The 22,500-nt window shown below is 53.6% G+C and carries 17 protein-coding genes; all 17 read left to right on the forward strand.

The genetic code is table 11. The features are described from left to right. Positions 1 to 170: 170 nt before the first annotated feature. The 17 genes from QQK89_RS22360 to murA all read left to right on the forward strand — a co-directional run bounded on the left by QQK89_RS22360 (position 171) and on the right by murA (position 21,881). The gene (locus QQK89_RS22360) at positions 171 to 1,208 is read left to right on the forward strand and encodes an ABC transporter substrate-binding protein (protein WP_284240902.1); all 1,038 of its coding nucleotides are present in this window, start codon (positions 171 to 173) and stop codon (positions 1,206 to 1,208) included. Beyond that, the gene (fhuB, locus tag QQK89_RS22365; protein ID WP_284240903.1) at positions 1,208 to 3,259 is read left to right on the forward strand and encodes a Fe(3+)-hydroxamate ABC transporter permease FhuB; all 2,052 of its coding nucleotides are present in this window, start codon (positions 1,208 to 1,210) and stop codon (positions 3,257 to 3,259) included. The genes QQK89_RS22360 and fhuB overlap by 1 nt, the downstream gene beginning before the upstream one ends. A 199-nt stretch (positions 3,260 to 3,458) precedes the next feature. Further along, positions 3,459 to 5,678, forward strand: coding sequence for a methyl-accepting chemotaxis protein (locus tag QQK89_RS22370; RefSeq protein WP_284240904.1), 2,220 nt, complete (start codon positions 3,459 to 3,461; stop codon positions 5,676 to 5,678). Between the two features lie 322 nt (positions 5,679 to 6,000). Continuing rightward, the gene (locus tag QQK89_RS22375) at positions 6,001 to 6,411 is read left to right on the forward strand and encodes an NADH-quinone oxidoreductase subunit A (protein ID WP_284240905.1); all 411 of its coding nucleotides are present in this window, start codon (positions 6,001 to 6,003) and stop codon (positions 6,409 to 6,411) included. Further along, on the forward strand, positions 6,396 to 6,914 hold the full coding sequence (locus tag QQK89_RS22380) for a NuoB/complex I 20 kDa subunit family protein (RefSeq protein WP_127497877.1): 519 nt from the start codon (positions 6,396 to 6,398) through the stop codon (positions 6,912 to 6,914). The genes QQK89_RS22375 and QQK89_RS22380 overlap by 16 nt, the downstream gene beginning before the upstream one ends. After that, positions 6,911 to 7,678, forward strand: a complete 768-nt coding sequence (locus tag QQK89_RS22385; RefSeq protein WP_284240906.1) for an NADH-quinone oxidoreductase subunit C — start codon at positions 6,911 to 6,913, stop codon at positions 7,676 to 7,678. Before QQK89_RS22380 ends, QQK89_RS22385 begins: the two co-directional genes overlap by 4 nt. Positions 7,679 to 7,685: 7 nt before the next feature. Beyond that, positions 7,686 to 8,786 carry an NADH-quinone oxidoreductase subunit D gene (locus QQK89_RS22390; protein WP_284240907.1) on the forward strand — a complete coding sequence of 367 codons (1,101 nt, stop codon included), beginning with the start codon at positions 7,686 to 7,688 and terminating at the stop codon, positions 8,784 to 8,786. Continuing rightward, positions 8,786 to 9,799, forward strand: coding sequence for an NADH-quinone oxidoreductase subunit NuoH (gene nuoH, locus QQK89_RS22395; RefSeq protein ID WP_284240908.1), 1,014 nt, complete (start codon positions 8,786 to 8,788; stop codon positions 9,797 to 9,799). Before QQK89_RS22390 ends, nuoH begins: the two co-directional genes overlap by 1 nt. 131 nt (positions 9,800 to 9,930) lie before the next feature. Then, complete coding sequence (gene nuoI / locus QQK89_RS22400) at positions 9,931 to 10,380, forward strand: NADH-quinone oxidoreductase subunit NuoI (protein WP_284240909.1); 450 nt, start codon at positions 9,931 to 9,933, stop codon at positions 10,378 to 10,380. 1 nt (position 10,381) lies between these two features. Beyond that, positions 10,382 to 10,897 (forward strand): NADH-quinone oxidoreductase subunit J, encoded by a 516-nt coding sequence (locus tag QQK89_RS22405; protein WP_284240910.1) that lies wholly within the window; start codon positions 10,382 to 10,384, stop codon positions 10,895 to 10,897. 2 nt (positions 10,898 to 10,899) lie between these two features. After that, on the forward strand, positions 10,900 to 11,202 hold the full coding sequence (nuoK, locus tag QQK89_RS22410; RefSeq protein ID WP_284240911.1) for an NADH-quinone oxidoreductase subunit NuoK: 303 nt from the start codon (positions 10,900 to 10,902) through the stop codon (positions 11,200 to 11,202). An 8-nt stretch (positions 11,203 to 11,210) separates the two neighbouring features. After that, positions 11,211 to 13,085, forward strand: coding sequence for an NADH-quinone oxidoreductase subunit L (nuoL, locus tag QQK89_RS22415; RefSeq protein ID WP_284240912.1), 1,875 nt, complete (start codon positions 11,211 to 11,213; stop codon positions 13,083 to 13,085). Beyond that, entirely contained in the window at positions 13,085 to 14,716 is a 1,632-nt protein-coding gene (locus QQK89_RS22420; RefSeq protein ID WP_284240913.1) for a complex I subunit 4 family protein, read from the forward strand. Before nuoL ends, QQK89_RS22420 begins: the two co-directional genes overlap by 1 nt. A gap of 3 nt (positions 14,717 to 14,719) precedes the next feature. After that, positions 14,720 to 16,288 carry an NADH-quinone oxidoreductase subunit N gene (locus QQK89_RS22425; RefSeq protein ID WP_284240914.1) on the forward strand — a complete coding sequence of 523 codons (1,569 nt, stop codon included), beginning with the start codon at positions 14,720 to 14,722 and terminating at the stop codon, positions 16,286 to 16,288. 724 nt (positions 16,289 to 17,012) lie between these two features. Beyond that, positions 17,013 to 19,889 carry a S8 family serine peptidase gene (locus QQK89_RS22430; RefSeq protein WP_284240915.1) on the forward strand — a complete coding sequence of 959 codons (2,877 nt, stop codon included), beginning with the start codon at positions 17,013 to 17,015 and terminating at the stop codon, positions 19,887 to 19,889. A 42-nt stretch (positions 19,890 to 19,931) separates the two neighbouring features. After that, positions 19,932 to 20,195, forward strand: a complete 264-nt coding sequence (locus QQK89_RS22435) for a DUF1146 domain-containing protein (RefSeq protein ID WP_284240916.1) — start codon at positions 19,932 to 19,934, stop codon at positions 20,193 to 20,195. A gap of 312 nt (positions 20,196 to 20,507) precedes the next feature. Then, complete coding sequence (murA, locus tag QQK89_RS22440) at positions 20,508 to 21,881, forward strand: UDP-N-acetylglucosamine 1-carboxyvinyltransferase (RefSeq protein WP_284240917.1); 1,374 nt, start codon at positions 20,508 to 20,510, stop codon at positions 21,879 to 21,881. Positions 21,882 to 22,500 lie beyond the last annotated feature (619 nt).

Genomic DNA, 22,500 nt, shown 5'->3' on the forward strand with positions numbered 1-22,500 from the left:
TTTAGCGCTAAAATAGTGACCTGTCAGACATGACGAAATTATGATCATGTTGTGACAGGTTATTTTTTTTCGCGAAAAGTTGGTCCGATTCTATTGACTCTGATAGTGATAATCTTTATCATTGAGAACGTAATTAATGAGAATGATAATCATTATGTGGGGGTTTAGCAATGAAACAACTGAAATGGACAAGTCTCATGCTTGCTGTAATGATGGTATTTCTAGCAGCGTGCGGAAGCGGCAATAACTCGAATGCGGGTAATAACAAGCCAGCATCGGAGCAAGCAAGCACTAACGCGAATTCGAACGATAGCACAAATACGGCAGCCGGCGAGACTGCTGAACGTATGATTAAACATGCGCTTGGAGAAACGAAAATTACCGGAACACCGCTTAAAGTCGTTGTTCTGGAATGGACATATGCGGAAGATCTGATTGCCCTCGGCTTGCAGCCTGTAGGGGTAGCGGACGTAAAAGGTTACGGCGAATGGTACGGAGCGATTGAACCAAAGCTGGATGCCACGGTTGTTGACGTAGGTACGCGCCAAGAGCCGAGCATCGAGACGATCACAAGCCTTGATCCGGATCTAATTATCGGCGTAAGCTTCCGTCACGAAGCGATCTATGACCAGCTGTCGGCGATTGCGCCAACGCTTATTTTCAACCCGTATCCGGAAGAGGGCGGACTTGATCAATACAGCGAAATGGAACAAACGTTCACGGCCATTGCGGATGCAGTAGGCAAAAAAGCGGAAGGCGAGAAAGTGCTCTCCGATCTGCATGCTTTCTATGATGAGTCGAAAGCGAAGCTTGCAAGCGCAGGCAAAGAGGGTCAGGAAATTGTGTTTACGCAAGCTTGGACAAACGAAGGCGTAGCTACATTCCGTTTGTTCACGGATAACTCGATGGCGATGGCGATCCTGGCGAAAGTTGGTTTGAAAAACGCCCATCAAGACAGCGCATTCCAGCAATACGGCTACTCGGAGACCGATATTGAAGGTTTGACGAAGACGCCGAATGCAAGCGTGCTCTATACGACAAGCGCTACGGATACGGTGTTCAGCGATTTGCTTCCTAACAATGAAGTATACAAGAACCTCAATTTTGCTAAAGAAAACCGCGTGTACGATATGAAAGGCATCTGGCCGTTTGGCGGTCCGTTGTCGGCGAAGCTGCTTGTTGAATACACGCTTGAAGCTCTCGGCTAATGAATACGAACCTTCAAACAACGACTGAGCCGAATAAGGGCAACTGGAGCCCGCTGCTGTTATCAGCGGCGGGTCTTCTGCTGCTCGTTCTTTTGGCTTCTTATCATTTGACCCTTGGGGAAGCGGCTATTCCCGTGAAAACCGTGTGGCGAGCGATTTTTGAATCAACGCCGGTATTGGAGCATCAAATCTTATGGTCGGTCAGATTGCCGCGAACCGTCATCGGAATATTGACCGGCGGTGCGCTGGCCGTGGCTGGCGCGCTGTTTCAAAATGTAACGCGTAACCCGCTCGCATCCGCCGGCACGTTAGGGATTAACGCCGGCGCGTTCTTGGCTTTAACGGCGGGGACAATCTTATTCCCGGGACTGGCGATGGGGTTTCCGCTTCTGCTTACCTTTATTGGCGCTATCGCTGCCGCAGGAGCTGCGTTCGTCATGGCAGGCGGTACGAAAGCTTCGCCGGTCAGGCTTGCGTTATCCGGCATGATCGTTACGATGACGGCAGCCGCCTTCACGGGCGTGCTCCAGTTATTCCACGAACAGAAGACGCAAGGTTTGTTCATGTGGGGATCGGGCTCCCTTGTGCAGAATGACTGGAACGGCGTTCAGCACGCTTGGCCATGGATTATCGGCTGCTTCCTGCTAGCTTTTGTGTTGGCGGGCAAATGGGATCTGATGGAGCTGGATGAAGATACGATTACCTCACTAGGTCAAAAAGTCGGGCGGATTCGCCTTGCTGGTCTCGCCATTGGCGTATTGCTTGCAGCGGCGGCGGTCAGCGTTGTAGGTCCAATCGGATTTGTAGGCTTAATCGCGCCGCATCTGATGCGGATGCTTGGCGCCAAGCGGCATGCCGTGCTTCTGCCATTGTCGTTCCTATGGGGGGCCATTATCGTTATTGGATCCGATGCGATTGCGATGCATTTCAAGCATTCGCTTGGTCCGCTGCCTGCAGGTGCCGTTACGGCGCTAATTGGCGGGCCATGGCTGGCATGGCTTGTCTTGCGCACCGTGAAGGCGCGCCGGGAAGGGACTCCGCAAACGGGGAATTCGCCGGGGCGTTCGGCTAGCAAAGTACCGTTTGGCTGGTGGGTAGCGATTTTTTCGCTGCTCCTTATCGCGAGTCTTATTATCAGTCTAGCATTCGGAAGTTTGCGTATTCCGGTCAATGAAGTCATTAATGCCTTGATGGGGCATGGGGCGGACAGCACGCAGCGGATCGTCGAGATGAGAATTCCGCGTTCGCTTGTCGCCGCCCTTGCCGGCGCTACGCTTGCCGTCAGCGGTCTGCTGCTGCAAGGCGTGGTCCGCAATCCGCTGGCTGATCCTTCAATCATCGGCGTCACTGGCGGCGCCAGCGTCGGAGCCATGCTGATGCTTGCGGTATTCACGCAAGTGTCGGTGCAATGGCTGCCAGCGGGCGCTTTTATAGGGGCGGTTGGCGCGGCTGTCATCGTGTTCCTGCTGGGACGCAAAAGCTCCTTTAACCCGGCTGTTGTCGCGTTAATTGGTCTTGCCGTCTCCTCTATGGCCAGCTCTATCGTGCAGGTGCTAGTCATTCGAATGAAGCTGACACTCGCTTCTGCGCTTGTCTGGCTATCCGGAACCACTTATGCGCGTAACTGGGACGACTTCTGGCAGCTGGTGTTTTGGCCGATTATATTGCTGCCTGTTGCCTGGTTCTTGGCGCGCAAGGTGGATGTCCTTCAGTTCTCCGATGCAACGGTGACGAACCTTGGTCTTCGCGTAGACCGGACGCGTCTGATGATCGGCGGGGTTGGCGTGGCTATGGCGGCTGCTGCCGTAGCGACGGTTGGATCCATTGGCTTCATTGGTCTGATTGCGCCGCATATGACCCGTATGCTGGTTGGTCCCAAATACCGCAAGCTTGTTCCGTTAACGGCGTTGCTTGGCGCCTTGCTGCTTGTATTGGCCGATACGGTGGGGCGTTCTCTGCTAGCTCCCAAAGAATTGCCGTCCGGACTTGTGGCAGCTGTCATTGGCGCTCCTTATTTTATGTATCTGATGTATCGTTCTGGAAAAAAATAGAGCAGCGTGGAAGGAAGGCTGTCTTTAGATCTCGTGAATAGGTCTAAAGGCGGCCTTTTCGCGCTTGTTCATACTTTCGTACCAAGAGAAAGTTTAAAAATTTATAGAAAATACGAAAAATACCTGACATAACTATCAAATTTTCTCAAACGTTATGTTAGTATATATGACATATTTACTAGATGACAGGATATGGGGGATGCACGTGTTCGACTGGCTTGGTACGAAAAAAGGGCTTCCGCTTTGGGTCTCATGGCGTTTGAACCATGGAATGAAAAAAGACGTAGAACAGATCTTTGAAGGAATTGCGGAGACGCGCAAGGAGCTGCTTACTTCTTGGGCGCATGAATATTGGGGATATATTGAGCGGTTGGCCGAGCAACTGACTTCCGCACACATCCCCGGGCAGCCGTCGCAGCAGAAAGATCAAATCGGGCGCCTGCTTGAACGTACATATGCCAGAGGGCACGATTGGACGGAATTGTTTCTTCTCGATGGGGAAGGGCAAGTAGTTGTCTCTACTTACGGCAAGCATGAAGGAACGCGTTACGAGGGAAGTAGTCTCCTTGCGCCGGCTCTTGCGTATGTACGGGACGGAAGCGCAACTCGCCCATGCCTGTTTGGTCCGTATGGCGACCCCATAACGCTTGCGCTTGGAGCAAGATCCTCTTCTTTTCACGATAAAATGACTCTGTTGTTTGTGTATCCCCTTGTTGTGAACGGGCACTATGCGGGAGCATTATGCGGTCGCGTGCCTAATGACGTGCTTGGCGATTTGATCCAGCGGGAATCCGGGCATGTGTATCCGGACTCGGGCGACAACTATATTTTTATGGCGAAACCTCAATTGAACCGGCATATTGCGCTAGGGACTGCTTTATCGCGCAGCCGGTTTGAAGACAGGACCTTCACGCACGGCGAGAATTTGAAAGACGGCGTTACGACGGACTGGGGCATCGTGTCGATCAGGGAGCATACGGAGCTAGAGATTGTGTTTACGGATCCGGCTACAGGCGAGCTGCATCCCGGCGTTCGCAACACGATTGATAACGGCAGCAACTTGTTTGTCGAGTTTCCGGGTTATTCGGATTATCGGCATATTCCGGTCATTGGGAAGGGCGTTACGCTGCAGTTGCCCCATTGCCCCGACGTATGGGGGATGATGTGCGAGGGGGATCTCGAAGAGGTGTACCGGATCCGCAGCATCCGCTGGCGCTTCAGTATACTTCAACTATGGCAGACGTTCATACAAGCGGTACTGACCACCGCTTTGGTAGCGGTGCTGGCCGGGCAAGTTCCGGTATGGGTAACGGCAGCAGCGGCTGGCGTATGGACGCTATTGTTCGGGCAGCTAGTGGCCGGGGCGATGCAAAAGAAAGAATCCCGCCGGGTTGTCCGCAACCTGCGGCGCATTAACCGGTTCATCCGCATTAACGCGGAAGGGAAAGGGGATTTGACGCAGCGGCTTGAGCCTTCGAAGTTCGATAACGACGAGACGAGGGAACTCGCCAAATGGATCAACAACATGATCGATTCGCTGGAAGGCATTATGCTTCAGGTGAAGCTGGCCGCTTCGGACGTGCTGGCAAGCCAGAACGTAATGAATGAGTCGGCGGCGGTAACGGCGAAATCGACGGAGCGGGTAAGCCGCAAGGTTGGCGATATGATCGGCAGCATCCGCAACCAGCTGAAGGATATCGATATGGCGAAGCAATCGACGGATGAAATGCGCGATACGCTGCGGCTGTTGGAGTTCCAGGCTGCCGAGCAGATTGCGGTAGCGCAGTCCGAGGTGGACCGGATCGGCGATAAAATGCAGCATATTTCCACGAAAGTCGGCGATACGAACGATACGATCCGCAAGTTCATGCATACGGTTGAAGAGATTCGCGGCGTCTTGCAGGTCATTGAGGAAATATCCGCGCAGACCAATCTGCTTGCGCTTAACGCTTCCATTGAAGCGGCGCGCGTAGGCGAACAGGGACGAGGATTTGCGGTTGTAGCTTCGGAAATCCGCAAGCTGGCCGATATGACCCGCCGTTCCACGGAGGAAGTGCATCAGATTACGCAGCAAATCTATGAAGAAGCAGAGCAGGCGTATACGTCAATGGACGAGGGCACGCAAGTCGTAGAAGAAGGAACGCAGCTTGTGGCCGCGGCGGCCAGCACCTTGCAAACGGCGCAAAGCGAGGATAACCGGAAATCCCAGGTGGTGGACGAGGTTGTTGGCCTGATGGAACGGATCGCCCTTGTCAGCATGGAGAACCGCAAGGTATCCTCCGACGTGGAGGGCAAAGTGCAAGAGCTGATCGGCGAGATGGACAGCGTGCGCCAGACTTCCGAAAGCGTTGAATCGATAACGAAATTTCTACAGCAGCTGGTCGGTCAGTTCAAGCTGACGGAATCCAGGTTGCGGTAAGGGGAAGAGCAGGAAAGAGGCCGTTTGGCAGGCTGCTTTCCTGCTCTTTTGCGCGCAAGGAGGGACTTGATGCTGGGAGACATCGTTAAGGCCAGGGGAATAGGTAAGGCGCTGGGTGTAACGAGTTGGGATATCCATAGGGGGGGCGAGCATAGATTAATAGTGTGACAGGCGGGTATCGGGTTGATTGGTGTTCGGCGGGTGCTTTCCGATTCCCGGGAAGCCGCGCCGCTCAAGGCTTGTCCGGCTATCGGAGGAGGCCGAATGAAGCAACTTCCGTCATAGACGGCTGTGGAAGCATTTGTTATAATTGTGAGGAAAAATGACCAAGCGGCTGGTCCGCTTTGACGGAGGCGATGGTGTGGACAATTACGTCAACCAGTATGTCGTCGTGGCTATTTTTATCTTGCTCGGGATCCTGCTCCCGGCAGCGGCGCTGACCGTCGGAAGACTGCTCAGACCGCATAAACCGAATGATCCGAAGCAATCGACCTACGAGAGCGGCAATGAGCCGGTCGGCGAAGGACAAGTGCGCTTCAACATCCGGTATTATATCTTTGCTTTAATGTTTGTCATCTTTGATGTGGAAACCGTTTTCTTATATCCTTGGGCCGTCGCGTACAATAAGCTCGGCCTTTTTGTGCTGGTTGAAATGTTCATTTTTGCGGCAATGCTGTTTATCGGACTTCTATATGCCTGGAAAAAGAAGGTGCTGAAATGGAATTCAGTTTAGAGTCGATATCGCTGGAAGAACGCAAGGAGCTAGAACGCAATGTGTTTATGGGAACGCTGGAGCAGCTCAAGGCTTGGGCGCGAAGCAACTCCCTGTGGCCGCTGACCTTTGGTCTGGCGTGCTGCGCCATTGAAATGATGGGAACAGGCGCGTCCCATTACGATCTTGACCGGTTCGGAGTCATGTTCCGCACCTCCCCGCGCCAGTCGGACGTGATGATTGTCGCGGGTACCGTAACGAAAAAAATGGGGCCGTTGCTGCGCCGTCTATACGACCAGATGCCGGAACCCAAATGGGTGATCGCGATGGGTTCTTGCGCGACCGCAGGCGGGCCGTACATTAAGTCGTATGCCGTAATGAAGGGCGTCGACCAGATCGTGCCCGTCGACGTGTACATACCAGGCTGCCCGCCTAACCCGGCGGCGCTGATCTACGGCATTAACAAGCTGCAAGAAAAAATCCGTTACGAAGCGAAAACCGGGAAGCGGGTGACGGATCGATGAGCGAGGAGAAGGACGAAGGGCAGAAACCCGAAGCGCCTGCAGATCCGGAGCGGGAAGCAAAGCTGAAGGCTGCGGCGGAAGCACGCGCGGCAAGAGCGGCGGCGAAGGAAGCCGCTAACGCGGCGGGTGGCGCAGCGCCGGAAGCGGCGGCAGATCCGGAGCGGGAAGCGAAGCTAAAGGCCGCGGCGGAAGCTCGCGCGGCAAGAGCGGCGGCGAAGGAAGCCGCTAACCCGGCGGGCGGCGCAGCGCCGGAAGCAGCCGAGCCGCCCCCGCCGCCGGAGCCGTCGCCTAAGCAGCCGGAGCTGGACGCGGTTGCGTTGCTGATCCGAAGCCTCGTGCATGTTGAGGCGCTCGAGGATGCTTATGTCAATGAGATGAGTCAGCATATGCCGACGATTATCGTGAAGAACGAGCATTGGCTTAGGACGGCGGAGCTGCTGAAACAACATGAAGAGCTTCATTTTACTTATCTGCGCAATGTATCCGGGGTCGATTACGAGACGCATCTCGAGGCCGTTTATCACCTTGTTCACCTGGAAAGCCGGCGCGAGCTGGCCGTCAAGGTGAAGGCGGACCGCAGCGATCCCGTTATCGCATCGGCGACGCCCGTCTGGGCAACCGCCAATTGGAATGAACGCGAAATCTATGATCTGTTAGGAGTCACATTCCCGGGCCATCCCGATCTGCGCCGCATTATGATGTCCGACGATTGGGTCGGCCATCCGCTGCGCAAAGATTATGAGCCGCTCGATTCGGAGGTGTAGCTGCAGCGTGATTCGTACCGAAGAACTGCTATTAAACGTGGGACCCCAACATCCCAGCACGCATGGCGTATTTCGCATTGTGGTCAAACTCGATGGCGAAGTCATCACGGAAGCAACGCCCGTCATGGGTTATTTGCACCGCGGAACCGAGAAGCTAGCCGAGCAATTGAATTATACGCAAATTATTCCTTACACGGACCGGATGGACTACGTGTCGGCGATGACGAACAATTACGTGCTGGTCCATGCGGTGGAGACGATGATGGGGCTTGAAATCCCGGAACGGGCGGAGTTCATGCGCTTGATCGTAATGGAGCTGCAGCGGGTTGCCAGCCACCTTGTCTGGTGGGGCACTTATCTGCTCGACATCGGGGCGATGAGTCCTTTCTTGTATGCCTTCCGAGACCGCGAGATCATTATTAATTTATTTAATGAACTGTGCGGGGCCCGTTTGACTTACAATTACATGAGAGTTGGCGGAGTGAAGTGGGATGCGCCGCCGGGCTGGCTCGATAAAGTGCGGGAGTTCATACCGTATATGTACGGCAAGCTGCGGGAATATGACAAGCTGGTGAGCGGCAACGAGATTTTTCTCGCCAGGATCAAGGGGATAGGGCGTTATGACGCGGCAACGGCGATCGACTACGGATTGTCCGGCGCCAACCTGCGCTGTACCGGAATTGACTGGGATTTGCGCAAGACTGAGCCATATAGCTTGTATAACCGGTTTGAATTTGATGTCCCGCTTGGCCGGAACGGAGATTGTTACGACCGTTATGTCATCCGGCTCGAGGAGATCAAGCAGAGTCTTCGCATTCTCGAACAAGCGCTTGAGCAAATGCCCGCAGGAGGAGAAACGATGGGCAAAGTGCCCCGCGTCATCCGTCCGCCGGCAGGCGAAGCGTACGTCCGCATTGAATCACCCCGCGGGGAGATTGGCTGCCATATCGTGTCGAAAGGAAAAGCGGAGCCTTACCGCCTGAAGTTCCGCCGGCCGTCCTTTGTGAATCTGCAGATTTTGCCCAAGCTGCTGGTCGGAGAGACGATGACCAACCTGATTACAATCCTCGGCGGCGTCGACATTGTAGTCGGGGAGGTGGATTGCTAATGGGCGCTTGGCTGCATGACTCGATGACCTGGGGCAATGCGGTTATTATTTTTCTATGGAGCGCAGTGTTCCTGTTAGTCGTGCTTGGTTTCGTTACCTATGCCATCTATTTCGAACGGAAGGTCATCGGCTGGATGCAGCTGCGGATCGGCCCAAACCGGGTTGGTCCGCTGGGGCTCCTCCAGACGGTAGCCGACATCTTCAAGCTTCTTATTAAGGAAGATACGATACCGCGCAAAGCTGACCGCTTCTTATTCGTTCTAGCCCCTATACTTTGCTACGTACCCGCCTTTGCGGTTCTTGCGGTCATTCCTTATTCGGAGAAGTTATATTTTGCGGACTTGAACGTTGGCTTGCTCTATTACGCGGCATTATCCGGCATCTCAACGCTGGCAATCGTGCTTGGCGGTTGGGCTTCCAATAATAAATACGCGCTGCTTGGCGGCATGCGGTCGGCAGCCCAAATGATCAGTTACGAGGTTCCGCTTGTTATCTCGGTCGTTGGCGTTATTATGCTGAGCAGCAGCCTGAATCTGAAGGATATCGTGGCTGCGCAGTCTGGCGGCTGGTTCTGGGATTGGAACTTCATTCCGCAGATTATCGGCTTTGTCATCTTTATGATTGCGGCCGTATCGGAGCTGAACCGTACGCCGTTTGACTTGCCGGAGGCGGAGTCCGAGCTGGTAGCAGGTTATCATGTCGAATACAGCGGCTTCCGCTTTGCGTTTTTTATGCTGTCGGAGTACGTCTACGTCTATGCCATTGCGGCCTTAACAACCGTGCTGTTCCTTGGCGGCTGGCATGCGCCGGCGCCGTTTCTGGATTTTGTGCCGGGCATTCTCTGGTTTGTGCTCAAATTCGCGTTTATTGTCTTTTTCTTATTCTGGATCCGGGCGAGCTTCCCGCGTATCCGGGTCGATCAATTGATGGGGCTTGGTTGGAAGGTGCTGCTGCCGGTATCGCTGCTGAACGTGTTTCTGACGGCGGGTTATCTGGAGCTGTTCGTGAAGTAAATCTAAGCATACGCTTTCGAAGTAAGAATCATCACAAACAGCCTGAACTTGGCAGTTTAGGTGATCATTCTTTTAAGCATATGCTTTCGAAGTAAGAATTTCTTTGAAATTCTTTTTAGGAGGATGCAGCCATGAATGGACTTGTGCAAGGGCTTGGCGTGACGCTCAAATCGATGGTGTCCAAAAAAGTGACGACTTCTTATCCCGACGAGCCGATTCATATGCCGGACCGGTTCCGCGGCATTCAGCATTTTATCCCGGACCTTTGCATCGTCTGCAATCAGTGCGCGAGAATTTGCCCGACCGACTGCATTACGCTAACCGGCAAGCCTAACCCCGATCCGGATAAAAAGGGTAAAGTGATCGATACGTTTGATCTGAATTTCGAAATTTGCATCTTATGCGATTTATGCACCGAGGTTTGCCCGACGGAAGCGATTGTGATGACCAATCATTTCGAGCTGTCCGCGTATAGCCGGGATGATCTGTTCAAAGACGTGCAGTGGCTGACCGATAATAACACGCTTGTCCGCGAGGATAACAATAATATAGGAGCTCCTGCGAAAGGAGGCGCCAAATAAGTTGTTCAATATTGATTTTAACGGCGAGTTCGCCGCTTTTTCTATTCTCTCGGCGGTTATGATCATCGGCGCGGTCTTTATGGTCAGCCTTCAAAAGGTCGTGCACATGGTCATCTCCATGGCTGCGGTGTTTCTTGGCCTTGCCGGCATGTTCGTGCTGCTGGATGCGGAGTTTGTAGCGTTTGTCCAGGTGTTGATCTATGCGGGAGCGGTATCCATTCTGATGATATTTGGCATTATGATGACCAATCATCAGAATAAACAAGCAGATCCGGTCAAACCGCTCCACGAGACGTTGTCCGCTATTGCGGCGCTTTGCCTGTTCGGCATGTTGTTTTATGCGATCCGAACGACGGATTTCCCGGACGCCCAGCCGCTAGAAGGAGTTCAAAATAATACGTTCAGCATTGGAGAACTGCTGTATACTGGATATGTCGTGCCGTTTGAGCTGTTGTCGGTCCTGCTGACCGTGGCGTTTATCGGCGCGATAGCCATTGCGAAGAAGGGGGAGGATTAATCATGCTTCCATCCTATTTGACGATGGCGGCGATCCTGTTCTGCATCGGGCTTTACGGAGCTCTGGTGAAACGGAATGCCGTAATCGTCCTGTTATCGATTGAACTTATGCTGAATGCGGTGAACCTCAATCTTGTCGCGTTCTCCAAATACGGCGTTGTGCCATCCCTGACCGGGCAAGTATTCGCCTTGTTTACCATTACCGTTGCGGCTGCGGAAGCTGCTGTTGGGGTCGCGATATTGATAGCCCTGTTCCGCGCCAGAGGGACCGTTCATGTGGATGAATTCGACGAGATGAGGAGGTGATGTGACCCGTGGATTCCTTTACGCAAACAGCCTGGCTCATTCCGCTATTTCCGTTTGCCGCCTTTCTTCTGCTGACGGCCCTTGGCCGCGGCTATAGACGCGCTGGCGTCATGATTGGTTCAATTGGTTCGCTTCTTGCGCTGATCATGTCGCTACTCGTGTTGTTCGAGCGTCTCGATCCGAACGCGGTGGACTACAGCAACAGCTACAAGTGGATTGACCTTGGCGATTACACGCTGAAGGTTGGTTTTGAAGTGACGAACCTGAATGCCCTAATGCTTGTGATCGTGACGGCAGTCAGTTTTCTGGTCAACGTGTATTCGGCCGGCTACATGAAAAAAGATGAGCGGATTACCGTCTTTTACGGTTATGTGGCACTATTTACGTTTGCGATGCTGGGTCTTGTATTGTCAGACAATATGCTGGTGTTCTATATATTCTGGGAGCTTGTTGGCGTATGCTCCTTCCTGCTCGTCGGCTTCTGGTATGCCAGACCGGCAGCCCGCGCGGCAGCGAAAAAAGCGTTTATCGTGACGCGTATCGGCGACGCGGGGCTGCTTCTTGGCATCATCGTGTTGTTCTGGTATATGCCGGGCCATGCGCTTGATTTCAGCAGTATACATAATGTGTTTAACGAAGGGCAGTCCGGTGCGATTACGATGACCATTACGACCTCGATTGCTCTGCTTCTGTTCATGGGCGTGATCGGCAAGTCCGGCCAGTTCCCGCTGCATGTGTGGCTGCCCGATGCGATGGAAGGGCCAACGCCAATCAGCGCCTTGATCCATGCGGCGACCATGGTGGCGGCGGGCGTATTCCTCCTCGCCAGAACCTTCGATATATTCGAAGCTTCCGCGGCAGCGATGCATACGGTCGCTTACTTCGGCGGATTTACGGCGATATTCGCGGCAACCGTGGCGCTGGCGCAAAATGATATTAAACGGATTCTTGCTTACTCCACGATCAGCCAGTTAGGCTACATGGTTATGGCCATGGGGCTCGGCTCCATGACAGGCGGCATGTTTCATCTGTTCACGCATGCTTTCTTCAAGGCGCTTCTGTTCCTTGCGGCCGGCAGCGTAATCCACGCGGTACATACGCAGAACATTCATGAGATGGGCGGGCTTGGCTCCAAAATGCGGATAACCGCTTGGACCTTTGGGATTGGGGCGTTGTCTTTATCCGGCATTCCGCCGTTTTCGGGCTTTTGGTCAAAGGATGCGATTCTGGGTACCGCGCTTGATGAGGATCCGTTCTTGTTCGCAATAGGGCTTGCGGCGGCTTTTTGCACGGTGCTGTATATGTCGCGATTGTTTTTTATCGTCTTTACGGGCAAATCCCGCGTTCGTCAGCCTAACGAGGTGCGTGAATCCGGCCTCGCGATGGCCATTCCGATGGTGGTGCTTGCGGTATTATCCGTTGTTGCCGGTTTCGTCGAGACGCCTTGGAACGGCTGGCTCGGCAACTGGCTGACAGGCGGCGGAGAAGAGGTCCATGCTAATGGATTTGCGATTGTGGCTTCCATTGCGGTAGGCGTGCTTGGCATTTACGTCGGGTGGCTCATGTATGGCAGGGCGTATAGGGAACAAAGCCCGGCAGCTGCCCGAATGCCTTGGCTCGTTCAATTGCTGGAACGGCAATATTACGTGAACGAATTTTATAACGTTGTTATTGTAGGCACCGTGCGGTGGATCGGCAAGCTCCTTCATGCCTTTGATGAGCACGTCATTGGCGGCGCAGTCCGGTTAGTCGGCTTTACGGCGGTAGCCGGTGGCCGGGTAATGACGCGTTTGAATAACGGCCAGACGCAAACGTACGGCTTAACCGCGGTTATCGGCTTAGTTGTCATTATTGCGGCAATCGTCGGAAGGAGGTTTTGGTAATGATGGACCTAACCGATCTTCCGATTCTATCGATTATTCTAGCAACTCCGCTCATCGGGCTGCTGGTCGTTCTCCTGTTGCCTAAGCACCGGAATCGCTGGCTGCAAGCGGCTGCAATCATTTTCACGCTCATCCCGCTTGTCTTGTCTTTAATGCTGTACGCGGATTACGACAGGCATCAAGGCGGTAACGCCTATGAGGAAACGGCGAACTGGGTGGAGGTCCCGCTTAACAAGGAAACACAAGCTTCGAACGGAGTCACGAGCTTTACGTTGTCCTTCCAATATGATCTGGGGATAGATGGCTTGTCGCTTCCGCTTGTTGTTCTTACGACGCTCATTACGGCGATGGCTGCTTTTGCTTCCGTTCATGTGAAAAAGCGGTGGAAGGCGTTTTACGCCTGGTTCCTGCTTCTTGAGACAGGCGTGCTTGGCGTATTTATGGCGAGGGATTTGTTCTTGTTCTTTGTTTTCTTCGAGATTACGCTAATCGCGATGTATTTCCTGATCGGGATCTGGGGGTATTTCAACCGGGAGCGGGCGGCTAATCAGTTTGTCATCTATAACGGGCTTGGCTCGGCTATTATGCTTATTGCCTTTATTCTTCTTGTCTCAACGGCCGGCTTCCATATCGACCAAGATACTTCGACCTTTATTTATAGCGGCAGTTATGCCGATATTGTCCGCAATTTGGCCGATCCGTCGGCATGGGTGAATCTTGCTCCCGATCAGACGGGCGGGCTTAATCCGTTTCATATGTCGGATGCGATGCATACGGTTATTTTCCTGCTGCTCGTTGTTGCGTTTGGCATTAAGCTGCCGATTCTGCCTTTCCACACGTGGATGTTGAAGGTGCATAACGAAGCTCATCCGGCTATTGTTATGATTCACTCGGGCATTTTGCTCAAAATGGGAGCTTACGGTCTTATCCGCTTCGGAATCGTCTTATTCCCCGAGCAGGCAAAGGATTGGGCGATCGTGCTGGCTACGCTAGGCTTGATCAATTTGCTGTACGGGGCGCTGGTTGCTTTCAGGCAGACCGAGCTCAAGCTAGTGCTCGCTTATTCCTCTATCAGCCATATGGGAATCGTGCTGCTGGGGCTTGCGGCTTTTAACGAGATTGGCCTTCAAGGCGCGGTCTTCCAGCTGGTGTCGCACGGTCTTATCTCGGCGCTTATGTTCCTCCTTGTAGGGAGCTTGTATGAACGTACCCGGACGACGACTTTATCCGAGCTTGGCGGATTGGCGCGTTCGATGCCGTTTATCTCTGGCATCCTGCTTGCCGGAGGGCTTGCATCGCTAGGCCTGCCGGGCATGTCGGGGTTTGTTGGGGAGTTTATGTCGCTGCTCGGCTTGTTCGACAGTCAGCCTTGGATCGCCGGGTTCGCGGTAATTGGCGTGATTCTGACCGCTGTTTACGTGCTGCGGGCGGTGCTAAAAACGACATTTGGTCCTATCGATGAACGATTCCTTGCGGTCAAAGACGCGAGGCTGATTGAAGCCTTGCCGATGATTGTCCTGCTGGCGTTTATCCTGCTATTGGGTTGTTATCCATCTGTACTGACAGATACGTTCCAATATAGCGTTGACGGCGTGTTTAAGCCGTTATTTTCGTTAAGGATGGGGGGATAAGCGATGAGCAGCACATTTGCACCGATGACGTGGCATGATACGTTGTATCTTGCGCCGGAGCTTATCCTTGCCGCGATGTTCCTTATTCTGATCATAACGGACCTAATCCTTCCGCAGCGGGTGAACCGCTCGTTGATTGGCTGGTTGACGCTTGCCGGATTGCTGGTCTCGCTGGGGGCGGTTATTTGGCGGATGATCGACATGAATCCAAGCGGCGTATCGGCGGAAGAAGCGGCGAAGGCCGGTCAAGCGATCTCGCTGCTTGGCGCAAGTTACAGGGTAGATGATTACGGCAATCTATTAAAAATCGTATTTTTGATCGGAACGTCTCTTATCGTGCTGATGGGACTGGGCTCCACGCAAAAAGACGATGCCGTTACGGATAAAGCCGAATTTTATTATCTGCTTCTTCCGGCGACGGCAGGTGCGATGATTATGGCTTCCTCCGGTAATCTGGTTACCTTGTACATCGGGCTCGAGCTGCTTAGCATTACGACTTACGTGCTTGTAGGCTTGCGGAAGCGTTCTTCGTTGTCGGCGGAGGCGGCATTCAAGTATGTGGTTACCGGCGGCATTGCCTCCGCGTTTGTCCTGTTTGGGATGTCGTATCTGTACGGGGTAACGGGTTCGGTTAGTTTGGCGGATTTCGGGACGGCATTGCCGCAAGCTCTAACGGACTACAAAGCGCTTGTTTATGTAGGGTTTTTCTTCCTGATTGCGGGCTTTGGCATCAAAATCGCGGCCGCTCCGTTCCACGCCTGGGCACCCGATGTGTATCAAGGCGCGCCAACGCCGGTCTCCGCTTTTCTAGCGGTCATTGCAAAAGGGGCAGCGCTCGCCGCAGTGTTCCGCTTGCTGTATAGCAGCGCGTTTTTTGTCTCTGGCGGCTCCAAGGATCAGGCAGGCGATGATGTGATGTTCGCTTTGCTGGTCATAGCCGCGGTTGCGATGCTAGTCGGTACGTTATCGGCGCTACGGCAAAAGCAAGCGAAGCGGCTGCTCGCGTTATCCGGCGTAGCAAACGCGGGGTATCTGCTAGTTCCGATCGCGGTATCGGTTACGATTATCCATAGCAATAATTTTGCGGAATTTGCCTTTTATTTAGTGGCTTATCTACTTATGAACGTCGGGGCTTTCGCGGTTGTGACGGTCATCGCGCGAGCGACGGGGCATGAGGAGCTGAGAGGTTTCTCCGGTCTCTATTACAGGGCTCCGTGGACGGCGGTCGCTATGCTGGTCTTTATTTTATCGCTGTCGGGTCTTCCGGTTACGGCCGGGTTCTTCGGCAAGTTGTTTATCCTGCTCGGAGCGGCCAGCGTCAAGGCGTATTGGCTGGTAGCCATAATGGCGGTCAGCACGGTGATCTCTTATTACTTCTACTTCGGCATCATCCGCCAAATGTTCCTGCGGTCGAATGACGAAGCGGAGACCGAGATCCATGTGCCGGCCGTGACCGGCCTCGTCATCTGGATTTGCGCGGCCGCGACCGTTGCCCTCGGCGTTATGCCGGGCCCGCTCATGAAATGGATCGACATGGTGTTTACGATCCAGGGCGATTTGTTTGTGAGATAGATGGTTTGAGGTTTGGAGGATTGGTGGATTGGTGGCCCAGCGTAAATCGCTGGGCTTTTTTGTGTTTGTACGGAGGTAGCTGCGGAATTAGCTGGTTAGGTTGTGAGCATGAGCACGATTGTATAACCCTCCGCGCGGTTATTGATAGGATCATTGAGAAGATTGAGGGAGATAAGACCCTGGGAGGTCCTTTATTGGGTGAGTTAGGAGGGGGAATGGTGGGGATAAGACCCTGGGAGGGTCTTATTGATTGAAAGAGAGGGTGATTTCGCATGTATTGCTGCTATTCGGGAGAAATAAGACCCTGCGGGTCCTTTATTGGGTGAGTTGGGAGGGGGAAATGGTGGGATAAGACCCTGGGAGGGTCTTATCGGTGGGGGGGAGAGTGCGGATTGGTCCGTATATTGCGTGAATGGTGCGGATATGCGGAAGATTTGCGAAGTTAAGGTCCCTGAGGGACCTTAAGAGAAGTAGAAGGTGGGGACTGCGGCGGGAACACGGTGTGGGAGAGTTGCTAGAATCAGATCATCCTATGGCGAGATGATTCATTTATCAGCGTTTTTACAGGGAATTATCTTTTGCTAGAGACAGGAGATTGAGGGCTGGAAATCGAATGGTAATAAGAGATAAATAGAGATGGTTAACGGTCCATAGAGAAACGCTTGGTACATGGATGCGTATAATTTGAGAGCGGAGACAAATATACCGATAAAGGCAGAATCAGATGAGAAAAGTTGAGCTCTGCAGCCTGTTGAAAAGACCCATCCCCGCGCTTCTCCTCGCGGGGATTCTCGCCTGCGGGGCGGCTTCGCCCGCCCCTGCCGGCCCGGCCCCGGCGGGGGCCGCTGCGGCGCAAGCAGCCGCCGCGCCCGCCCCTGCCGGGGCCAAAGAGGAGCCGCATAGCTGGCTCCTCAAATGGCGCGAACCCGCGCAGGCTCACGCCCTGCGCGGGACGCGTGTGCTCCGCCGCCAAAGTACCGGGGCGGCGGAGATCTGGCTCGTCCAGCCCGCTGACCGCGGGGCGGACGTTGCCGCTTGGGCTGCCCGGCTGCAAAACGAGCCGGGCGTTCTATACGTGCACCCGAATGAACGGGTGCATGTCCTCGCCGCGGAGTCATCCGCGGCGGACGATCCGGAGCTCGCCAAGCAATCCTACTTGAAGCAGATAGGCGCACAGGAAGCGTGGAAGACGGTGCGCCAGCAGACGGATCTGACGATTGCTATTGTCGATACGGGAGTTGATCTGGACCACCCGGATTTGAAGCAAAATCTCGTTCCCGGCACGAACCTGGTAGATCCAAACAAACCGCCCGACGACGATAACGGGCACGGAACCAGCGTAGCCGGAGTTATTGCCGCTGACGGCAACAATGGCCTTGGCGTAAGCGGGATTTTATGGGAAGCGAAACTTATGCCGATCAAAGCGCTTGATTCTCATGGCGACGGAACGGAACGCGATTTGGGCGAAGCGATTTTGTACGCAGTCCGCCATGGCGCCCGCATCGTTGTATTATCCGTTGGACTTAACCGGTATTCGCCCTATATGCTGGACATAGTGAACTACGCGGAAAGCAAAGGCGTTCTGCTTATCGCTGCCGCAGGCAACGACGGGCTCATCCAAGGATCCAAATCGGCGGTGAAATATCCGGCTGCTTACCCTACAGTGCTTGGCGTTGGCGGCGTGAAGGCGGATAATACGCCGGATCCCCGTTCGAATCCCGGTTCCGAGATTGATCTTGCCGCACCTTGGCATGTGTATACGACGGCAATGGGCGGAAAGTACAAGCAGGAGGAAGGGACGTCCATGGCTGCGCCTCAAGTTGCGGCAGCAGCCGCATTAGTGTGGGCCCGTTATCCTTCGCTCAAGCCTTATCAAGTTCGCGAATTGCTGCGCCAGACGGCCAAAGATATCGGTCCACCCGGTTTTGACACCAAATCCGGCTACGGCCTGCTTCAAATCGATCAGGCGGTAACGATGTCGGCCAAGGCCGATCGTTATGAACCAAACGGCTCCCGTACCAGTGCCAAGCCGATTCCGGCTGGCAAACAGATTACGGCGATGCTGTCGGGCGGGGGCGATGAGGACTGGTTCACGATAGATACTCCTTATGACGGGACGATTACGCTTGATTTCGAAGAACTAGCCCCGGAAGGCGGCGCAATGCCGCCGGTTCGACTATCGCATTATGCCGGAGACAAGCTGCAAGCGACAAGCGACAGCAAACTTGCGAGCAGGGTTGTAGATTTTAAGGTCAAAAAAGGGAAGCAAACCTTCAGAATCGGGTATATGAATACCGATACGGATCAGAAGCTTCCTTATCTGCTGACGGCGTCTTTTGCGATGGCGCCAGACAGCTATGAGCTTAATGACAAATCGTACGAGGCGTATACGCTTCAGCCGCATTCGCAGACGATTACCGGCTCGTTTCACCAGACGGCGGACCGGGATTGGTATGCCGTCACCTTCACGCAAGGCGGGACGCTTAGTCTTCGGGTGACGACCAATACGGTGCGGATCGACCCTGCGCTCGCCATTCAGCGGGCCGGACAATCGTTGACGGTCTACGATGAGGAGCGGGAAGGGATGCCCGAGCAATCGCCGGAACTGACGGTTTCGCCGGGCAAATATTATATCCGCATTCACAATGCCATATCGCCGGAAGCAAGTCCTACGGTCGGAACCTACACGCTCCAGATGGATTATGTTCCGAAATATGCAGATCCTAACGAACCAAACGATAAATATTACGAAGCGCTCATGACGACTTCCGGGCCGGAATATGTCGGAGTAATCGGCAGCGCAAGCGATGTAGACTGGTTTCAGATCCGTCTTGCTTCTTCGAGTGTCGTAGACATGAAATTGTTCAATATTCCGGCAGGCAAAAAGATGAAGCTAGAAGCATACGATAAGAAGCAGAAGCTGGTCTTTTCCATGCAGACCGGAGGGGACGGCTCCCTTCTGGCAACGAACAAAGTTATGCAGCCAGGCGTGTATTACATAAAGCTGACGGCAAGCAGCGCTTTTGACAAGCAATATTACCGATTCACAATCAAGGCAGATCCGCTTGTAGCCGGCTTTCGGGATATTAGCAGCCATTGGTCGCGGGACGCCGTCGTAGAGATGAGCAAGCTGGGCGTTGTTAGCGGCACCGGACCTTATACCTTTGAGCCGGATCGCCCCATCACCCGTGCGGAAGCGGTAGCGATGGCGATTAAAGCGTATAAGCCGATTGTTTTTGGCATGCCGTCCGATATCCGGTTCAAGGATCTGGATTACGACCATTGGGCTTACGGCGCGATAGCCAAAGCGGTCCAGGAAGGGTGGATCAAAGGATTTCCGGATGGAACGTTCCGTCCGGAGCAGCCGGTAACCAGAGCGGAGATGGCCATGCTGATCGGTTATGCCGACGGGGTGCTGCCGATCCCGCCTGTTGCGGGTCCGTTCAAGGATGTTGGGCGCGCCCACTGGGCCGCTCCGATGTTGAATGCGCTCAAGCTGAAGGGGGTCATCAGCGGCACGGGAGATCAAGCGTACGAGCCCGGTAAAAAAGCTACCCGCGCAGAGTTTACGACGATTTTATATCGGGTATATAGACAATAGCCATTGATCAGACATATTGATGTAGAAGGGAACGTAAGACAGATGGGAATCGATCAAATGGTGAATGACGCGCAGACGGCCTCGGGCACAATCGCGTTGTTCTCAATAGTAGTCAATTTATTCAGCATTGTGTTCGTCTGGTATATCCTCCAGGAACTCAAGCTTGACGTGTTTTTCAAGTTTCCGCGCAGCCCGAAGGCGAGGATGTTTCAGGTTGTACTCGCCGTTGTGATCGGGCACGGCTTCGCCAGTTTTATACTGGATTACTGGAATTGGACGAAGCTCCTGCAGTATTTTGTCGAATAACAACCTTTAAAAAAGACAACAATGGATACTACAGGACGGTATGAAAATGACACGAGACTGCGAACAATTGTATAAAGCCCCCAATTCGACTCGAAGACGCTGCCAGACGGCAAACAGCAGGCGGTACTTTTGGCTCGGTTTAGCGGTTTTTTTAGTGCTTTGTGACGATTCTTCTGGTAATAATTTACCGCTTGTCGATTTGTGTAAATGAATGATAAGATGAAGGTTGGATAAAGCATGAATTTGTCATTTTCTTATACTAATAATGGAACTATTTACGGAGAAAATCAGTTCGTCGGAGGGAACTATAAGATGACCAAAATTATCGTCCGCGGAGGCCAGCGTCTATCGGGAACGGTCCGTGTCAGCGGTGCAAAAAATGCAGTACTTCCCATATTGGCAGCCTCTTTATTAGCGGCGGAAGGAGACAGCGTCATCTGTGACGTTCCCCTCCTCGACGATGTAATGACCATTCAGAAAGTATTGGCTTCGTTAGGCGCAAAAATCACTTACAACAATGAAACGATGCAGATTTCTGCGGGGACGATTTCCTCCTTTGAGGCTCCTTATGAATTTGTCCGCAAGATGCGCGCTTCCTTCCTTGTGATGGGTCCTTTGCTCGCTCGCATCGGTAAGGTGCGGATTTCGCTGCCGGGCGGGTGCGCGATTGGTACAAGACCAATTGACCAGCATCTGAAGGGCTTTGAGGCGATGGGCGCAGAGATCACGCTTGGACACGGCTTCATTGAAGCAAGTACGAAGACGCGTCTTAAAGGGGCTAAGATCTATCTGGATGTAGCTAGCGTCGGGGCAACGGAAAATATTATGATGGCCGCCGCTTTGGCGGAAGGTACAACGACGATCGAGAATGCGGCAAAAGAGCCGGAGATCGTTGATTTGGCTAACTACTTGAATGCAATGGGCGCCAAAGTGCGCGGCGCCGGCACGGGCGAGATCCGTATCGAAGGCGTTGACCGCATGCACGGCGTTACGCATAATGTCATTCCGGACCGTGTGGAAGCAGGCACGTACATGATTGCTGCGGCAATTACGGGCGGAGACGTTTTTGTAGAAGGCGCGATTGGAGACCATTTGACTCCTGTTATTTCGAAGCTGCAGGAAATGGGCGTAGAAGTAATGGAATCGGATAACGGCATTCGTGTCCGTGCTCCTAAGGCGCTCAAATCGGTGGATGTGAAAACACTTCCTCACCCGGGCTTCCCGACCGATATGCAATCGCAAATGATGGCGCTCTTGCTCGCTTCGGAAGGTACCTCGGTGGTGACCGAGACGGTATTTGAGAACCGCTTCATGCATGTGGATGAATTCCACAAAATGAACGCGCAGATCAAAGTCGAAGGCCGTTCGGCATTCGTAACCGGCAACATGCCGCTTGTTGGCGCTAAAGTATGCGCAACCGATCTTCGCGCAGGCGCTGCATTGATCTGTTTGGGTCTTCGTGCAGAAGGCGAGACGGAAGTATCCGGCATTTATCACGTGGACCGTGGTTATGTGGACATTACCGGCAAGCTTGCTGCTCTTGGTGCAGATATCAGACGGGTTGAACCGGAAGCTCCGGTTGCCGCTGTCGTTGCTGCAGCAGCACCTGCCGCAGCAGAACTTGAGCCAGTTGGCGGACGCAAACGCGAAGCCGCAGTGTTGAAAGTACAGCCTACTTGGGCGTAACAAATAGTATGGTGAAAAAGCTGTTTCCTCGTCAGAGGAAGCAGCTTTTTTGTGCATGTAATCACATTCACTAGCCTTCCGCCTACCTCGGCTGAACTCTAGCAGGCAAAAAGCCTGCTACTCGTGTATTTACTGCCATCCGCCCACCCCAGTCTAAGCTGTAGCAGGCAAAAAGCCTGCTACATGCCCCCATCCACCATCCGCGAACTCCAGTCTAAGCTGTAGCAGGCAAATTGCCTGCTACAGGCCAACCTGCGCCCATCCGCGAACTCCAGTCTAAGCTGTAGCAGGCAAAAAGCCTGCTGCTCGCACCATCCACCATCCGCCAACTCCAGTCTAGGCTGTAGCAGGCAAAAAGCCTGCAGCACGCGAACCATCCACCAACGCCCACCTCAGCCTTAGCTGTAGCAGGCAAAAAGCCTGCTGCACGCGCACCATCCACCATCCACCAACTCCAGTCTAAGCTGTAGCAGGCAAAAAGCCTGCTACTCGCACCATCCACCATCCGCCGATTCCAGTCTAATCTGTAGCAGGCAAAAAGCCTGCTGCACGCGCACCATCCACCAACGTCCAACTCCAGTCTAAGCTGTAGCAGGCAAAAAGCCTGCTACTCGCACCA

Source organism: Paenibacillus glycanilyticus (assembly GCF_030161375.1).
Taxonomy (GTDB): domain Bacteria; phylum Bacillota; class Bacilli; order Paenibacillales; family Paenibacillaceae; genus Pristimantibacillus; species Pristimantibacillus glycanilyticus_B.